Source organism: Micromonospora sp. BS32, from assembly GCF_059089345.1.
On record NZ_JBSSHR010000005.1, the window covers coordinates 263,022 to 279,388 of the forward strand.

At 74.7% G+C, this 16,367-nt stretch carries 14 protein-coding genes; 6 read left to right on the forward strand and 8 right to left on the reverse strand.

From position 1 onward, the window contains the following. The first annotated feature begins 39 nt into the window (after window positions 1–39). Both AC5RWQ_RS10910 and AC5RWQ_RS10915 read left to right on the forward strand, forming a co-directional pair. Window positions 40–654 (forward strand): methyltransferase domain-containing protein, encoded by a 615-nt coding sequence (locus AC5RWQ_RS10910; protein WP_494282610.1) that lies wholly within the window; start codon window positions 40–42, stop codon window positions 652–654. 40 nt (window positions 655–694) lie between these two features. Continuing rightward, entirely contained in the window at window positions 695–1,300 is a 606-nt protein-coding gene (locus tag AC5RWQ_RS10915) for a class I SAM-dependent methyltransferase (RefSeq protein WP_494282611.1), read from the forward strand. 81 nt (window positions 1,301–1,381) lie between these two features. On the opposite strand, the gene eccB is transcribed toward AC5RWQ_RS10915, so the two are convergent. Next, window positions 1,382–2,767, reverse strand: a complete 1,386-nt coding sequence (eccB, locus tag AC5RWQ_RS10920) for a type VII secretion protein EccB (protein ID WP_494282612.1) — start codon at window positions 2,765–2,767, stop codon at window positions 1,382–1,384. Between the two features lie 133 nt (window positions 2,768–2,900). On the opposite strand from eccB, the gene AC5RWQ_RS10925 reads away from it, so the two are divergent. Further along, window positions 2,901–3,503 carry a methyltransferase domain-containing protein gene (locus tag AC5RWQ_RS10925; protein ID WP_494282613.1) on the forward strand — a complete coding sequence of 201 codons (603 nt, stop codon included), beginning with the start codon at window positions 2,901–2,903 and terminating at the stop codon, window positions 3,501–3,503. Between the two features lie 27 nt (window positions 3,504–3,530). Here AC5RWQ_RS10925 and AC5RWQ_RS10930 read toward each other — a convergent pair whose 3' ends face one another. Then, window positions 3,531–4,559 (reverse strand): zinc-binding dehydrogenase, encoded by a 1,029-nt coding sequence (locus tag AC5RWQ_RS10930; protein WP_494282614.1) that lies wholly within the window; start codon window positions 4,557–4,559, stop codon window positions 3,531–3,533. A 132-nt stretch (window positions 4,560–4,691) separates the two neighbouring features. Between AC5RWQ_RS10930 and AC5RWQ_RS10935 the strand changes: the two genes are divergently transcribed. Further along, complete coding sequence (locus AC5RWQ_RS10935; RefSeq protein WP_494282615.1) at window positions 4,692–5,405, forward strand: polyamine aminopropyltransferase; 714 nt, start codon at window positions 4,692–4,694, stop codon at window positions 5,403–5,405. A gap of 155 nt (window positions 5,406–5,560) precedes the next feature. Here the strand turns inward: AC5RWQ_RS10935 and AC5RWQ_RS10940 are convergent, their stop codons facing one another. Further along, window positions 5,561–6,436, reverse strand: a complete 876-nt coding sequence (locus tag AC5RWQ_RS10940) for an LPXTG cell wall anchor domain-containing protein (protein ID WP_494282616.1) — start codon at window positions 6,434–6,436, stop codon at window positions 5,561–5,563. A 204-nt stretch (window positions 6,437–6,640) separates the two neighbouring features. Between AC5RWQ_RS10940 and AC5RWQ_RS10945 the strand changes: the two genes are divergently transcribed. Continuing rightward, window positions 6,641–8,323 carry a long-chain-fatty-acid--CoA ligase gene (locus AC5RWQ_RS10945; protein WP_494282617.1) on the forward strand — a complete coding sequence of 561 codons (1,683 nt, stop codon included), beginning with the start codon at window positions 6,641–6,643 and terminating at the stop codon, window positions 8,321–8,323. Window positions 8,324–8,352: 29 nt separating this feature from the next. On the opposite strand, the gene AC5RWQ_RS10950 is transcribed toward AC5RWQ_RS10945, so the two are convergent. Further along, window positions 8,353–10,197 (reverse strand): acyl-CoA dehydrogenase, encoded by a 1,845-nt coding sequence (locus AC5RWQ_RS10950; RefSeq protein WP_494282618.1) that lies wholly within the window; start codon window positions 10,195–10,197, stop codon window positions 8,353–8,355. A 23-nt stretch (window positions 10,198–10,220) separates the two neighbouring features. Beyond that, window positions 10,221–11,726: an ATP-binding protein gene (locus tag AC5RWQ_RS10955; RefSeq protein WP_494282619.1), complete on the reverse strand. Its 1,506-nt coding sequence runs from the start codon at window positions 11,724–11,726 to the stop codon at window positions 10,221–10,223. A gap of 213 nt (window positions 11,727–11,939) precedes the next feature. Between AC5RWQ_RS10955 and AC5RWQ_RS10960 the strand changes: the two genes are divergently transcribed. Next, window positions 11,940–12,938, forward strand: a complete 999-nt coding sequence (locus AC5RWQ_RS10960) for an Acg family FMN-binding oxidoreductase (protein ID WP_494282620.1) — start codon at window positions 11,940–11,942, stop codon at window positions 12,936–12,938. Here AC5RWQ_RS10960 and AC5RWQ_RS10965 read toward each other — a convergent pair whose 3' ends face one another. From AC5RWQ_RS10965 to AC5RWQ_RS10975, 3 genes are all read right to left on the reverse strand, one after another. Beyond that, the gene (locus AC5RWQ_RS10965) at window positions 12,939–13,703 is read right to left on the reverse strand and encodes a hypothetical protein (protein WP_494282621.1); all 765 of its coding nucleotides are present in this window, start codon (window positions 13,701–13,703) and stop codon (window positions 12,939–12,941) included. A 78-nt stretch (window positions 13,704–13,781) separates the two neighbouring features. Beyond that, window positions 13,782–14,972, reverse strand: a complete 1,191-nt coding sequence (locus AC5RWQ_RS10970; RefSeq protein WP_494282622.1) for an alanine--tRNA ligase-related protein — start codon at window positions 14,970–14,972, stop codon at window positions 13,782–13,784. Between the two features lie 240 nt (window positions 14,973–15,212). Continuing rightward, entirely contained in the window at window positions 15,213–16,361 is a 1,149-nt protein-coding gene (locus AC5RWQ_RS10975; RefSeq protein WP_494282623.1) for a fatty acid desaturase family protein, read from the reverse strand. Window positions 16,362–16,367 lie beyond the last annotated feature (6 nt).

Consider the following 16,367-nt stretch of genomic DNA (forward strand, 5'->3'; position numbering starts at 1 on the left):
GTGGCCGTCCGCACAATGGCAGGCAGGGGAGCCGGGCTAATGGATCGAGCAGGGCGGGAAGCCCCGACGGGCACCGAGGGCGAGGACTACACCGAGCGCCTCCAGCGGCTCGGTGGCGCGCGCTGGAAGCAGGCGCTCGACGTGCAGGCGCCGTACCGGTGGAACCTGCGCCGGCTCGAACTGGGCCGCACGCTCGACGTGGGCTGCGGGCTCGGCCGCAACCTGGGCAACCTCGGCGAGGGGGCGGTCGGCGTCGACCACAACCCCACCTCGATCGCGCACGCCCGGTCCCTCGGGTACGAGGCGTACACGGTCGACGAGTTCTTCCAGACCCCGCACGCCCGGCCGGGCGCCTTCGACGCGCTGCTCGCCGCCCACCTGCTGGAGCACCTGCCCGGCCCACAGGCGCTCGAGGTGATCTCCTCCTACCTGCCGTTCGTCCGCTCCGGCGGCACCGTCGTGCTCATCACCCCGCAGGAGCGCGGGTACGCCAGCGACGCGAGCCACGTCCGGTTCGTCGGCTTCGACGAGGCGGCCCAGGCGGTGCGTGACCTCGGGCTGACCGTGGCGAAGCAGTACTCCTTCCCGTTCCCCCGGGCGGCCGGCAAGGTCTTCACGTACAACGAGTTCATCACCGTCGCCCGGGTGCCCTGACCGCCGGGTCGCCCGCCGGGTCGCCGGTTACCGTGGCGACATGACCAACCCGACCCGCTGGGCGACCGAGACCGGTCCCGGACATTCGCAGTGGTACATCGACCGCTTCCGCAAGCTCGCCGCCGAGGGCGTGGACCTCGCCGGCGAGGCCCGGCTGGTCGACGCGGTGGTGCCGCCCGGGTCCCGGATCCTCGACGCGGGCTGCGGCACCGGCCGGGTCGGCGCCGCGCTCGCCGCCCGGGGCCACCGGGTGGTCGGGGTGGACGCCGACCCCGCGCTGGTCGAGGCGGCCCGCGCCGATCACCCCGGCCCGCGCTGGCTCGTCGGTGACCTCGCCGAGCTGGACCTGGCCGCGGCCGGCGAGCGGGAGCCCTTCGACGCCGCCGTGGTCGCCGGCAACGTGATGGCCTTCGTCGCCCCCGGCACCGAACGCGACGTCCTGGCCCGGATCGGGGCGCACGTGAAGCCGGACGGTGTGGTGCTGGTCGGCTTCGGCCTCGACCGGGGCTACCGGCTGGACCACTTCGACGCCGACGTCGCCGCGGCGGGATTGCGCCGGGAGCAGCGCTTCGCCACCTGGGACCTCCGGCCCTGGCACGACGACGCGGACTTCGCGGTCAGCCTGCTCCGCCGGCCCGCCGACTGACCGCCGACCCTGGCACCCCGGCCGGCGGACACGTCCCGCCGGCCGGCCCGTGGCCGGTCCCGGACGGCTTGCCGCGACGGCTCAGGCCGGGGCGGCGACCGCCCGGGCCGCGGCCGGGTCCAGGGTGCTGCCGGCGGGCACCAGGGCGACCAGCCCGGCGGGCAGCCGGACCGGCTTCACCCCCCGGAATCCGAGCATGCCGAGCACCTCGGGGTCGGCCAGCACGTACCGCCGGCCCAGGTCGGTGACGACGGAGACGGCGCCGCCGGTCGCACCCGGCGCGGCCACCGACTCGACCACCGCGCCGCCGCCGGGCTCGACCAGCACGTGGTCGGCCAGCACCCAACGGCCCTGCCCGCCGGTCCGGGCGGCCGCGGTCAGATCCGGCACCGCGACCCCGAGCCGGACGTCGCGGACCTCCCCGTCGCCGCCCACCCGGCCGCAGAGCGCGCTCCCGTCGACCCCGGCCAGCCGGGGCGGCGAGGAGGGCGGCGCGGTCGGACCGGTGGGCACGAGATCCGGCATTTTCGGCAGCTCGGCGAAGCGGCCGAGGGTGACCGGCTCCGGCTCCCCCTGGCCGGTGCGGGCCATCAGCAACGCCGCCTGGAGCTCGGTGATCCCGGCCAGCCCGTTCCGCTCCGCGACGGCGTACTGCCGGCCGCCGCCGGAGTTGCGGACCAGGTAGACGTCGCCGACCGTGGCGCCCGAGACGCGGTCGGACCGCTCGCCCAGGTCCGCCACGGCGGGCGGCGCCAGGTCCGCGCCCGCCGGCAGGGCGTTGAGCAGCGCCGGCGCCACCGGTACGGCCCGTTCCCGGGTGGCGGCCAGCGCCGCCAGCACCCGGCTGGTGTCCCGCAGCAGGTAGCGCCGCTGGTGCCAGACCAGGTGCAGGCTGCCGTCCGGGGGCCGGACCAGCAGGCCCTCCTCGCCGAGGGCCCGCCCGCCGGTGGCACTCCGGCCGATCAGCAGCGCCGACCGGGGGGCGGCCCGGTCGGCCCCGGTCGGAGTGAGGGAGCAGACCGTCCACGGGGCCGTCGAGAGCCGCCCCGGCGCGGGCAGGGAATCCGGCGCGTCGGCGATGCCGAGCGGGCGGCCGCGCGGCACGCCCTCGATGGACCGGCGGGACACCAGCACCGTGCTGGCCCGCTCCGCCCCGATGATCAGCAGCGCGGAGGCGTAGTTGAGCACCGGGTGCAGTCGGCCGTCACGGTAGACGAAGCGGGCGCCGGACTCCTTCTCGACGATCACCGCGCCGGTGTCCCGCCACTTGGTACCGCCGCCTGCGAAGAGGCCGTACAGGGCGAACCCGCCGAGCCCGATCACCGCCACCAGGACGCTGGCCAGGCCCGCGCCGGCCAGCCGGCGGAACGGCGACTGCGCCGGGTCCGTCTCCCGCATCACCAGCGCGGCGACCGCCCGCTGCACGGTGAACTGGTACGAGTGGAGCTGATCCTGCCGCGACGGCATGGCGTCCCTTCCGGCGATTCGTCGGCCACAGGATATGCGTTCCGTCGATGCCCCGGAGACCCTGCGTCGCCACCGTCCCGGTCGCATCCGGGTTCCCCGCGGTCCGGTCCCACCCGTCGCGTATAACCGGACGATGGACAGCAACGACTGGGACGCCCGGTACGCCGCCTCGACGGAGCTGGTCTGGACGGCCGAGCCGAACCGCTTCGTCGTCGAGACGGTCGCCGACCTGCCCCCGGGCGACGCGCTGGACCTCGCCGCCGGGGAGGGCCGCAACGCGGTCTGGCTCGCCGAGCGGGGCTGGCGGGTCATCGCCGTCGACTTCTCCCCGGTGGCCGTGGCCCGGGGCCGGGAGCTGGCCGCCGGCCGGGGCGTACCGGTGCGCTGGCGGGTCGCCGACGTCACCGCCGACGTCCCCGAGCCCGACCGGTACCACCTGGTCCTGATCGCCTACCTGCACCTACCGCCGGCCGCGCTGGCGACGGCGCTGGCCGGGGCGCGGGCGGCGCTGCGCCCGGGCGGCACGCTCGTCGTGGTCGGGCACGACCGGGCCAACCTGGCCCACGGCGTCGGCGGCCCCCGCGACCCGGAGATCCTGCTGACCCCGGAGGCGGTGACCGCCGGGCTGGACGGCCTGCGGATCGCCCGGGCGGAGACGGTCCGCCGGCCGGTCGCCGTGGACGGGTCGACCGTGGACGCGCTCGACACGCTGGTGGTGGCCGCCCGGCCGGCGTGACCACCGGCCGGGCGCCGGACACCACGGTCAGGGACGCAGGATGAGCCGGATCGGGTTGCCCTCCTTGGACTGCACCCGGCGGACCGCCTCCTCGGCGTCGGCGAGCGGCAGCACGTCGCTGACCGAGGCGGACAGGTCGAGCCGGCCCGCGCCGGCCAGCCGGACCAGCTGCTCGACGTGCTCGGCCTCCGAGCCGTAGTGCCCGAGCACCGCCTGCTGGAGGTAGTTGAAGGGGCTGTCCGAGGCGATGGTGACCGGCTTGTTGGCGATGCCGGCGAGCACCAGCCGGCCACGCCGGCCCAGCAGGGTCTGGGCCTGCTCGCGGACCGGGGTGACCCCGGCGAAGTCGAACGCCACGTCGAGGCCACGACCACCGGTCAGCTCCTTGACCGCGGCCCGGAAGCCGGGGTCGGCGGGGTCCAGGGCGGCGTCCGCGCCGAGGGTGAGGGCCCGCTCCCGGGCGGCGGGCAGCGGGTCCACGGCGATCACCGGCGCGGCGCCGACCAGCCGGAGCAGCTGTACGGCGTGCGCGCCGAGCCCGCCGACACCCCAGACGCCCACCGCCTCCCCCGGCCGGGTACGACCGGTGTCGGTGACTGCCGCCCACGGGGTGGAGACCGCGTCGGGGATGATGCAGGCCTGCTCGAAGGAGAGGTCGTCCGGGATGGGGACCAGGGTGTCCTGCCGTGCCAGGGCATACTCGGCCCAGCCGCCGTCGTAGTCGACGCCCCGGGTGAAGACGGTGCCGTGCCGGTCCCGCTCCCCCGCCTGGAGCAGCACCCGCTGCCCCGGCGTCCAGCCCTCGGCCCCGTCGCCGAGCACGTCGACGACGCCGGCCACCTCGTGGCCGAGGGTCACCACGTCCTCCGGCAGGTACAGCGGGGTGAGGGTGCCGTCGATCAGGTGCACGTCGGAGAGGCAGACCCCGGCGGCCGCCACCTTGATCCGTACCTGCCCGCGTCCCGGTTCGGGCACCGGGACGGTCTCCATTCGCAGCGCCCGCTCCGTCAGGTGCAACCGTCCGGCCAGCATCTCCGCCACCACGTGCTCCTCCACCGTCGACGTCCGTGATCCACTCGGTTACCCCCACCGGGGACGGCGATGCACGTCGTCCGGCGGAGATACCCGCGCCCGGCGGGCGCACCGGTAGCATCCCCGGACGACGGCGACAGCAGGAAGGCGGGCCGGATGGGCACGCGATTCGAGGAACTGGCCTGGCGAGAGACCCCGATCGGGGCGATCAGCCTGCGCCGCCGCCGCGACCCGGCGCTCGACGTCGACGTGTACGAGGTCAAACTCGACGACGAGTACCTGATGTCGAGCCTCTTCCCGGTCGCGGAGATCGAGCTGGCCCGGCTGGGCCTGGCGCCGCTGACCGGCGACACGCTCGACGTGGCGGTCGGTGGGCTCGGCCTGGGCTACACCGCGCGCACCGCGCTGGAGGACCCGCGGGTCCGGTCGGTGGTGGTGGTCGAGGCGATCGAGGACGTCATCGACTGGCACCGCCGGCAACTGCTCCCGTTCGCCGCCGGGCTGGCGGTGGACCCGCGTACCCGGTTCGTCCGCGCCGACTTCTTCGCCTCCGTCGCCGGCGGCGCGGGCCTGGACCCGGACGCCCCGGACCGCCGCTTCCACGCCGTGCTGCTGGACGTCGACCACTCCCCCCGCAACGTCCTGCACCCGAGCCACGCCGCCTTCTACACCCCGGACGGCCTGCGCCGGCTCGCCGCGCTGCTGCACCCGGACGGGGTCTTCGCGCTCTGGTCGGACGACCCGCCGGACGAGGCTTTCGGCGCCGCGCTCGCCGAGGTGTTCGCGGCCTGGCAGGCCCACGTCGTCCCGTTCGCCAACCCGCTGACCGGCGGCGAGTCGGCCAACACGGTCTACGTCGCCCGGCGCTGAACCCGGCGCCGCTGCCCGTGGTGGATGACCCAGGGACCGGGCGGCGAACGGCCGCCGGCCGGCATGGCCGGTCGCGCAGCGGGAAGGCAGGGCCGCGAACTCAGACACCCCTCCGCCGGCCGGCGGTAGCCGACCGGCGGAGAAGGCGCAGGGAACTAGGCGACGAAGCGGGTCCGGCGTCGCCGGGCGACGTGGTAGCCGGCAGCGCCGAGGAGCAGCAGCGCCGCGCCGACGCCCACCACGCTCGCGGTCTGCGCGCCGGTCACCGGCAGCCCGCCGCCCGCGCCGCCGTCACCGGGGGTGGCCGGGGCCGCGGTGGGAGCGGTCGCGGGCGCCCCGGTCGGCGTCGCGGAAGCGGTGGACGACGGCGTGGGCGACGCGGTGGGCGTCGGCTGACCGGTCGGCGGGGTGGTCAGACCGACGTAGGCGAAGTTGATCGAGTTCTTCGACTCCGTGAGCGGCAGCGTGCGCGCCTCGAGGGTCAGGGTGCCCGCGGTGCCGCGCTGCGCCGTGGTGCCCTGGCCCGCCGAACCGTCCGCGTACGCCTGCACGCCGCCGTGCGCGTCGACCCACTCCTTGCTCAACCAGCGGAAGACCACGGCCGGCAGCCGGTCGGGCTGCGCGTTCGGCGCGGTCGCGACCACCGGCGCGGTGATGGCCAGCGTGGCGTCGACGGCGAGCTGGTCGGGGAACTCGCACCAGGCGCTGTCGGCGTTGCTGTCCACGGCGTACCAGCAGTTCTCGTACCGGCCCGCGGGGTCGAGGTCGTTGAAGACCCGGACCTGGGCGACAAGGCCTGTGACGGGCGCGTCCCCGACGTTCGTCACGCCGAGCACGACCGGCGCCACCTCACCCGGGCCGACCCGGTAGGTCATGTTCCGCCCCGTCGCCGGGTCCCGCTCGGTGACGGCGGCGAGCCTCGCCGGGTCGCCCGGGGCTGGCGCGGCCACCGCCGCGCCGGGCAGCGCGGCGACGCTGGTCGCGACGATGGCGGCGGCCACCGCGAGGCGGACGTTCGAGCGGATGGTCATGTGGTGGTTCCCCCGTGGTCGTCACTGATCGCGACACATTAGTCGATCATCGAGGGCGGCGCTGTCCCTTACGGTGGCGGTCAGCGGGCCGGACGATCGCGTCGGGGTGGCACCTACGAGACCGTAGGTTACTGGCCCGTAGTTTAAGCTGGAACGGGCGATGCCGGAGCCTGGCCCCCCGCCCTGACCAGCGATGGGAGACCGATGGACCTGACCGCCGAACGGCCCTGGTTGCGCAGCTACGCGCCCGACGTGCCGGCCACCATCGCGCCGTCGGACGAGTCGCTGGTCGACCTGCTCACCGCCGCGGCCCGCCGGTTCGGCCCCCGGGTCGCGCTGGACTTCTTCGGCGCCACCACCACGTACGCCGAGCTGGACATTCAGGTTGCGCGGGCGGCGGAGGCGCTGCGCCGACTCGGCGTCGGCGCCGGCGACCGGGTGGCCCTGGTGCTGCCGAACTGCCCCCAGCACGTGGTCGCCTTCTACGCCGTGCTGCGCCTGGGCGCGGTGGTGGTCGAGCACAATCCGCTCTACACCGCGCAGGAGCTGGCCCACCAGCTCACCGACCACGGCGCCCGGGTGGCGGTGGTCTGGGACAAGGTCGCGCCGCAGGTGACGGGCGCCGGCGCGGTGGAGTCGGTGGTCGCGGTGGACCTGAGCGCGGCGCTGCCCCGGCTTCAGCGCTGGGCACTGCGCCTGCCGCTGGCGAAGGCGCGCACGGCCCGGGCCGCGATGACCGCCCCGGCGCCGGGCGCGCTGCGCTGGGCCGACCTGCTGGCCGGGGCGAGCCCGCTGGCCGCCTACCACCCGGCGCCGGCCGCCGACGACACCGCGCTGTTGCAGTACACCGGCGGCACCACCGGCACCCCGAAGGGCGCCATCCTCACCCACCGCAACCTGCGGGCCAACGCCGCGCAGGGCCGCGCGTGGGTGCCCGGCCTGCGCGACGGCGAGGAGACGGTGTACGCCGTGCTGCCGCTGTTCCACGCGTACGGGCTCACGCTCTGCCTGACCTTCTCGGTGAGCATCGGCGCCACGCTGGTGCTCTTCCCCCGCTTCGACGTGGACCAGACCCTCGCCGCGGTACGCCGCCGCCCGCCGACCTTCCTGCCCGCCGTCCCGCCGATCTACGAGCGGCTCGCCGCCGCGGCCCGGGAGCGCGGCGTCGACCTCTCCTCCGCCCGGTACGCGATCTCCGGGGCGATGGCCCTGCCCTCGTCCACGGTGGAGCTGTGGGAGTCGGTCACCGGCGGCCTGCTCGTCGAGGGCTACGGGATGACCGAGACCTCGCCGGTGGCGCTCGGCAACCCGGTCTCCCCGGCCCGCCGCCCCGGCACGGTGGGGGTGCCGTTCCCCTCCACCGAGGTACGCATCGTCGACCCGGAGGACCCCGCCCGGGACCGCGCCCCCGGCGAGGCCGGCGAGCTGCTGATCCGCGGCCCGCAGGTCTTCGCGGGCTACTGGAACCGGCCGGAGGAGACCGCCGCGGTCCTGCTGCCCGGCGGCTGGCTGCGCACCGGCGACATCGTGGTGATGGACGCGGACGGCTTCGTCGGCGTGGTCGACCGGATCAAGGAACTGATCATCACGGGCGGCTTCAACGTCTACCCGTCCGAGGTGGAGGACGCGCTGCGCCGGGTCGAGGGCGTCCTGGACGCCGCCGCGGTGGGCCTGCCCGGCGGGCACGGCGGCGAGGAGGTGGTCGCCGTGGTGGTGCTGCACGCCGACTGCGCCACCGACCCGGAGGGCATCCGGGCGGCCTGCCGCGCGCACCTCACCGCGTACAAGGTGCCGCGCCGGGTGGTGGTCGTCGAGGACCTGCCGCGCTCGCAGATCGGCAAGGTGCTGCGCCGCGAGGTCCGCGACCGGCTGCTCGCCGAGGGCTGAGTCGGCGGGCCACGCGGGCCCGCCGACGCTCAGAACCAGTCGTCGCGCATGTCCAGCGTGGTCCGGTCCAGGCTGTCCAGCAGGTCGAACTGCACTGCGGTACGGGGCAGTTCGTGGCGGAAGAAGTACCGCGCCGCCTGCCGCTTGCCGGCGTAGAAGGCGGTGTCCACACCGTGCCGGGGTGGGGCCTCCTCGCCGCCCGCCGCCGGACCGGTCGCGGCGCCCGCCGCCAGCAGCTGTTCCAGCCACATCCAGGCGATCACCACGTGGCCCACGGCCTCCAGGTAGGCGCTGGCGTTGGCCAGGGCCACCGCCGGGTCGCCGGCGCTCCACAGCCGGCGGGTGGTGGCGGCGATCCGGTCCACCGCGGCGCTCAGCTGCCCGGCCAGCTCGGCGGCCTCCCCGTCGGCCTTCCAGGCCCGGCCGATCGTGGCGCGGATCGTCTCCAGCAGCAGCGACAGCCCGGCCCCTCCCCGCATGGTGGCCTTGCGGCCGAGCAGGTCCAGCGCCTGGATGCCGTGGGTGCCCTCGTGGATCGGGTTGAGCCGGTTGTCCCGCCAGTGCTGCTCAACGTCGTAGTCGCGGGTGTAGCCGTAACCGCCGTGCACCTGGATGGCCAGGTCGTTGGCGGCCAGGCACCACTGCGACGGCCAGCTCTTCGCGATCGGGGTGAGCATGTCGAGCAGCAGGTGCGCCCGCTCCCGGTCCGCCTCGACGGGTGCGGTCTTCTGCTCGTCGAGCAGCCGACCGCAGTAGAGCACCAGGGCCAGCGCGCCCTCGGCGTAGCTCTTCTGGGCCAGCAGCATCCGCCGCACGTCGGCGTGGTCGACGATCGGCACCTGCGGCGCGGTCGGGTCCTTGTCCGTGGCGGGCCGGCCCTGCGGGCGCTGCCGGGCGTACGCCAGGGACTTCAGGTAGCCGGTGTAGCCGAGGGCGGTGGCGCCGGCCCCGACGCCGATACGCGCCTCGTTCATCATGTGGAACATCTGGGCCAGCCCCTGGTGTGGCTCCCCCACCAGGTGGCCGACCGCGCCGGCGCTCCCGTCCGGGCGGTGCACCCCCTCGCCGAAGTTGAGCAGGGTGTTGGTGGTTCCCCGGTAGCCCATCTTGTGGTTGAGCCCGACCAGCACCACGTCGTTGCGGGCGCCGAGCGTGCCGTCGTCGCCGACCAGCACCTTCGGGACGATGAACAGGGAGATGCCCTTGACCCCGGGCGGGCCGCCCGGGATCCGGGCCAGCACCAGGTGGACGATGTTCTCCGCCAGCTCGTGCTCCCCGCCGGAGATCCACATCTTGGTGCCGAAGAGCCGGTACGCCCCGTCGTCCTGCGGCTCGGCCCGGGTGGTGATATCGGCCAGCGAGCTACCGGCCTGCGGCTCGGACAGGCACATCGTGCCGAAGAACCGGCCCTCGACCATCGGCCGGACGTACGTGTCGATCTGCGCGGCGCTGCCGTGGGCGAGCAGCAGGTTGGCGTTGCCCAGGGTCAGGAACGGGTACGCCGACGTGCCCACGTTCGCCGCCTGGAGAAAGGCGAAGGCGGCGGCGGAGACGACGTGTGGCAGCTGCATCCCGCCGACCGACTCGTCCATGCTCGCGGCGAGCAGCCCGGTTCGACCGAAGACGTCCAGGGCGGCCTTGACCTGGGGAATCATGTGCACCCGGCCGCCGTCGAAGGTGGGTTCGCTGGTGTCGGCCGCCCGGTTGTGCGGGGCGAAGTGCTCGGTGGCCACCCGCTCGGCGAGGTCGAGCACGTCGTCGAAGGTCTCCCGGGAGTGCTCGGCGTAGCGCGGACGCTCGGTGAGCCGGGGCACGTCGAGCCACTCGTAGAGCAGGAACGACAGGTCACGCCGGGACAGCAGGGTGGACGACACGGCTCTCCTTTTCGTCGGGGAGGTCAGCCGCGGTGCAGGCCGGCGACCGCCTCCCGCAGGTCATCCTGGCTGATCGGGCCGGTCGGCGCACCCTCGGTCGCCTCACGCATCGCCTTGGCGAGTTGCACCCGGCGCAGCACCTCCCGGATGTCCGCGCCGGTGAGGCCCGGGGTGAGGGCGGCCAGCGCACGCGGGTCGACGTCGGCGGCGAACATCCGGAAGCCGGGCCGCTCGTGCCGGTCGATCAGCTCGCGGATCATCTTGGCGATGATCTCGGCCCGGCCGCCCTCGTCCGGCAACGGGATGGCGAGCTTGACGTCGAAACGGCCGGAGCGGGTCAGCGAGGCGTCGACCCGGTGCGGGAAGTTGGTGGTGGCCACCACGATGACGTCCGGGTTCTCCTCGATGAGGGTGTTCATCTCCTGCTTGAAGATGCCGGCGACCGCGTTGACCGCCTGGCTCGCGGCGTCCCCACCGGCGCCGGCGTAGCTGATGATGCTGTCGAACTCGTCGAAGAGCATCACGGTGGGCTGCCGGTAGCCGCGCGCCTCGCGGAAGATCTGCTTGATGTTCCGCTCCGACCCGCCGAGGTACTTGTCCAGGATCTCCGGCGTACGGATCTCCCGGAAGTCCGCGCCGATCTCGTTGGCCAGGGCCCGGGCCAGCATGGTCTTGCCGGTGCCCGGCGGGCCGTACATGAGGATGCCCTGCGGGCGGCGGGCGCCCCAGCGGGCCATCACCTGCGGGTATCGGAACGACACGGCGATCTCCCGGAACCGGGCGACCACCTCGTCCAGGCCGCCGACCTGATCGAGGGTCACCGCCGCGCTGCCCACCGGGGCCGCGGCCACCTCGGGCCGCCGGCCCACGGTGTACGACCGGCCGCGCAGCACCGCCGGCTGGGCGCTGTCACCGGCCAGCTCACGGACCGCCTGGAGCACCAGCGCGACCATCGCGTGCAGGTGCGCCGGGGTGACCTGGTCGCTGGGCACGGCGCCGCGCACGGTCACCGTCCGGCCGCCCGACTCCGCGTCGTGCGCGATCTCCGGGTGCAGCCCCAGCTCCTCCGCGCGGCGCAGCACGGCCGCACCGGCCTCGTCGCGGGCCGGCTCGGCGAGCACGGTGGGGGTCGGCGGGCGCAGCCCGAGCCGGCGGGACGCCTCGGCGGCCATCCGTTCGGCGCCGGCCACCACCCGTCCGGCGAGGGGGTCGCCGGCCGCGAAGCGGTGGGCCAGCAGCAGGCCGGCCGGGCCGGCCAGCCCGAGCGCGAGCAGGCCCACCGCCGCCGGGTTCGCACCGGCCCGCAGGTACGCCTCGAAGTGGTGGGTCCGCCGGCCGTCGCGGGTGGCGGCGCGCAGGGTGAAGCGCAGCTGGCGGACCGGCGCGGGAAAGGCCGCGTCGGTGAGCAGCGGGACCGGGAGGGTGTCGGCGTCGGCCAGCAGGCCGGCGGCGTCGACCACGGTGACCCGGGCGCCGAGCAGGTCCAGGGTCTCGGTGTCCGGCCGCAGTGGATACCCGTGTGCCGTCATACGCCGCCCCTCACCTCGGTGGTGCCCGCGGCAAGTCTGACACTCCCGGGGCCGCGCTGCCACGGATCGGCCGACGGCCGGGGCGCCCGCCCGACCCGGGCGCTGACCTGACCAGGGGGCCCACCGGTCCCGCCGGAGAGGGTCCTCCGGCCCTGTCCGGCGCCCCGGGGCCGGGCGGACGCTGGAGGCACCGCAGCCAGGAGGTGTTCGACGATGACCGGACCGACCACCCGCGCCGACCAGGGGCCGACCGTCCGCGAGCTGGAGGCCGCCGCCCGGCTGTCCCTGTACGCCCCGTCGGTGTTCAACACCCAGCCGTGGCGCTGGCGGATCAGCGGGGAGCTGCTGGAGCTGCGCGCCGACCCGACCCGGCAACTGGCCAGCACCGACCCCGACGGCCGGCTGCTGGCGCTGAGCTGCGGCGCGGTGCTGCACCACGCCCGGGTCGCGCTGGCCGGCGCCGGCTGGGCGGTCGACGTCGCGCGGCTGCCCGATCCGGCCGAGCCGACGCTGCTGGCCCGGCTGCGCGCCACCGGGCCCGGTGTCCTGGATCTGGCCGCCGCCCGGCTGACCGACGCGATCCCCCGACGACGCACCGACCGCCGCGCGTACGGCGACCGACCGGTGCCGGCGGAGCTGCTGGCCCGGCTGCGGGAGGCCGTCGAGGCCGAGGGCGGGCACCTGCACGTGGTACGCCCCGACCAGATGCCGATGCTCGCCGTCTCCACCGCCCGGGCCGCGGACGCCGAGCTGGCCGACCCGGCGTACCGGGAGGAGCTGCACCGGTGGACGCACCGGCCGGAGACGAGCGGGGACGGGGTGCCCGCCAGCACGGCGGTCCGGCCGGCGCCACGGCGGGTGCCGGTGCGCGACTACGCCCCCGGCGGGGCGGGCGGGCTGGTCGCCGGCGCGGGCTTCGACCGGGGGGCCGCCTACGTCATCCTCTTCGGCGACGGGGACGACCCGGCGGGCTGGCTGCGCGGCGGCGAGGCGCTGTCGGCGCTGCTGCTCACCGCGACCGCCGAGGGGCTGGCCACCGCGCCGATCAGCGACGCCATCGAGCTGGCCTGGCCGCGCCGGATGATGCGGGAGCTGCTCTGCGGGGTCGGCGAGCCGTACCTGGTGGTACGGGTGGGCTGGGGCCCGCCGGCCGGGGTGCCGGCGGCGCCGCGGCGTCCGGCCGGCAAGGTGATCGAGGTGGACGCGGACTGATCAGCTGTTGATCAGCTCGTAGACGCTCGCCGGTGCCGGCCCGATCTTCCCCTGGAAGGGCGCGGCGAGGTCGGGCTTGTAGCCGAGCCCGGAGTAGCTGATCTCCGCCGGTTGTTCCGGCTCGCCGCCGGCCGCCGGCAGGGTGAGGTGCAGGCCGACCAGGCGCCGCTGGGCGTCCACGGTGGCCTCGAAGGGCACCGCGCCGAGTTGCTGCGGGGTGAACGCGCCGAGGTGCTCGCGGTCCAGCAGGCGGCTGGCGCCCGGGTCGTCCACCTTGGTCAGGTCCAGGGTGCCGCGGTAGCTTCGGTCGCCGTTCGGCTCGGCATCCCGGATTCCGGCGAAGAGCTGGCGGGTCCGCGCGGGTTCGGTGAAGCGGGTGACGGCGGGCCGTCGTCCCGGGTGGACCTTCGCCAGGTCCAGCCGGGTCCACTGATCGTCGGTCAGCGGATCGCTGCGGACCAGGTGCTGGCCGGACTTGCTCAGCACCTCGAAGGTCAGGTGGGCCTTGCCGACGTCCCCACCGACGATCCGGGTGCGCAGCCAGCCGTCCTGGCCGTCGACCGCGCCGGCGCCGATGACGGTGGGGGTGCGGTACTGGAAGCTGTACGGGCCGCGGTCCAGCGCGTCGGCGGCGGCCCGCAACTCCTCGGCGGACGAGGGCCGCGGCGAGGCGTCGGCCTGGTCGCCGGCGACGTCCCGGACGACGCCACAGCCGGTCAGGGTGAGCAGCAGGGCGAGCGCGCTCGCCACGGCACGGGTGGTCACCGGACACCTCCCCGAGAGAGTGGACCGCCACCGGCCGTCCGGTGGCGGTCCACAGCGGATACCCAGCGCACGTCCAGATCAATCCACGATCGGTGACCGGTCCGACGCGCCGAGCAGCCCGTCGACCAGGTCGCGGGGCAGCCCGTGGGTGTCGTGCAGCCAGCGGTAGTCCCGGTCGGTCAACGGCCCCCGGGAGCGGCGACGGTCGACCACCGGCCGCCCCCGGCGGAGCAGGTCACGGAACCGGCGCTCCTCGTCGGCGAGCACCGTGCGGACCAGCTCGACGTCGACGCCCTGCCGGAACCGCCGGCCGGTGTCCCGGTACGGCCCGTCGGGCAGCTCCGACAGGGTCCGCGCCGGGTCGTCGCGCCACAGCTCGGTCAGCGCCCGCCGGACCAGCCGGCGCAGCACGTACCCCCGGCCGGTGTGGGACGGCCGGACCCCGTCGCCGATCACCACGACCGCGGAGCGCAGGTGGTCGACGACCCGGCGCTGCGCCACCACGTCGAGCGGCCACCGTTCGGAGACGGTGTCCACCCAGGGGCGCAGGCCGTCGCCGGAGAAGACCGACCGGTCCCCGCGCAGCACCATGGCCAGCCGTTCCAGGCCCATCCCGGTGTCGATGTTCGGCTGTGGCAGCGGCTCCAGCCGACCGTCGTCGTGCCGGTGCCAGCCCATCCGGACGTGGTTCCACACCTCGGTCCAGCCATCGTCGGTGCTCGGCGTCCCGACCGGCGGCCCGTCGCCGGTCCACACGAAGATCTCCGTGTCCGGCCCGCACGGCCCGGTCGGCCCGTTGGACCACCAGTTCTCCTCGCGGGTCGGCTCGACCGGCACGCCCAGCGCCGTCCAGGTACGCCACGCGTCCTCGTCGGGTCCGAGCTGGTCGTCGCCGGCGAAGACCGTCGCGTACAGCCGGACGGGATCGATTCCGAAGCCCGCGCAGAGCAGGTCGTGCCCCCAGCGGATGCTCTGCCCGATGTCGTAGTCCCCCAGCGACCAGGTGCCGAGCATCTCGAACACGGTCAGGTGGGTGGGGTCGCCGACCTCGTCGAGGTCGGTGGTGCGCAGGCAGCGCTGCACGTTGACCAGCCGCCGGCCGGACGGGTGCGGACGGCCTTCGAGGTATGGGGTGAGCGGGTGCATCCCGGAGGTGGTGAAGAGCACCGGGTCGCCCGGCGGTGGGACGAGCGAACTCTCCGGCGCGGGGCGGTGGCCCCGCTCGCGGTAGTGCGTGACGAAGGTGTGGACCAGCTGCTCGGGTGTCATGGCGGGGCCTTCCGGGTGGGTGCGACCGGGAAGGGTCCGCCGTACGACGTCAGGAGACACGAGAGCCGGCGGACCGTTTCCGGTCGCCGGCGGGAGTGCGGGAGATCAGGCGGCGGCGGCCGGCGAGCGGGAAGCTCGCGCGGCGGCGGTGGTCGGACGCCCGATGTGCATGCCCCGACCCTAGCTCCGCGACGGCGACGCCGCCCAGCCCATTTCCGGGCCGGGCGGCGTCGTCGCGGGTCAGGCCCCGGTGGGGGCGAGGGTACGGGTGGTCAGCTCGTCGGTCGGCGCGGGCCGCCCGGAGTCCCGGTTCGGCAGGGAGAGCCGGATGACCTTCCACCAGGCCGAGGCGACCTGCTTGGGCAGGGGGCCGGTGGTGTACTTCAGCCCGTACCGGTCGAACAGCGCCCGGACCTGCGGGGCGATCTCCTGGTAGCGCCTGCTGGGCAGGTCGGGGAAGAGGTGGTGCTCGATCTGGAACGACAGGTTGCCGGTCATGATGTGCATCAGCCTGCTGCCGCTGATGTTGGCCGAGCCGAGCATCTGCCGCAGGTACCACTCGCCCCGGGTCTCGCCCTCGATGGAGCTCTTCTCGAAGGTCTCCACGCCGTTCGGGAAGTGCCCGCACATGATCACCGAGTGGCTCCACAGGTTGCGGACCAGGTTGGCGGTGAAGGTGGCGGCCAGGGTGCTGAGGAAGGACGGGCCGGAGAGCAGCGGGTGCACGACGTAGTCCTTGAGCACCTGACGGCGGATCTTGCGGCCGACGGCCCGGGCTCGGGCCCGGAACTCCGGCGCCTTGTGCCGGCCCTTCTGCAGGTTCTTGCCCAGCTCCAGGTCGTACGCGGCGATGCCGTACTCGAAGAAGCAGGCGTTGATGAGGTTCCACAGCGGCTGGCCGAGGTGCATCGGGTGCCACTTCTGGTCCTCGTCGACGCGCATGATGCCGTACCCGAGGTCGTTGTCCTTACCGAGCACGTTGGTGTACGTGTGGTGCAGCTGGTTGTGCGAGTGCTTCCACTGGTCGGCCGGCGAGACGTGGTCCCACTCCCAGGTGGTGGAGTGGATCTTCGGGTCGCGCATGAAGTCGTACTGGCCGTGCAGGATGTTGTGGCCGATCTCCATGTTCTCCAGGATCTTGGCCACCGACAGGCCGGCGGTGCCGACCACCCAGGCGGGCGGGAAGAGCGAGAAGAGCAGCACGGCCCGGCTGCTGATCTCCAGCGTCCGCTGGGTCTTGATCACCTTGCGGATGTACTTCGCGTCGCGCTCGCCCCGGTCGGCGATGACCCGGTCCCGGATCGCGTCGAGCTCCTTGCCGATGATCTCGATGTCCGCGGCGCTCAGGTGGGCGATCGGGTTGTCGGACTTCTTTTGGATCACGGTCACGTCCGG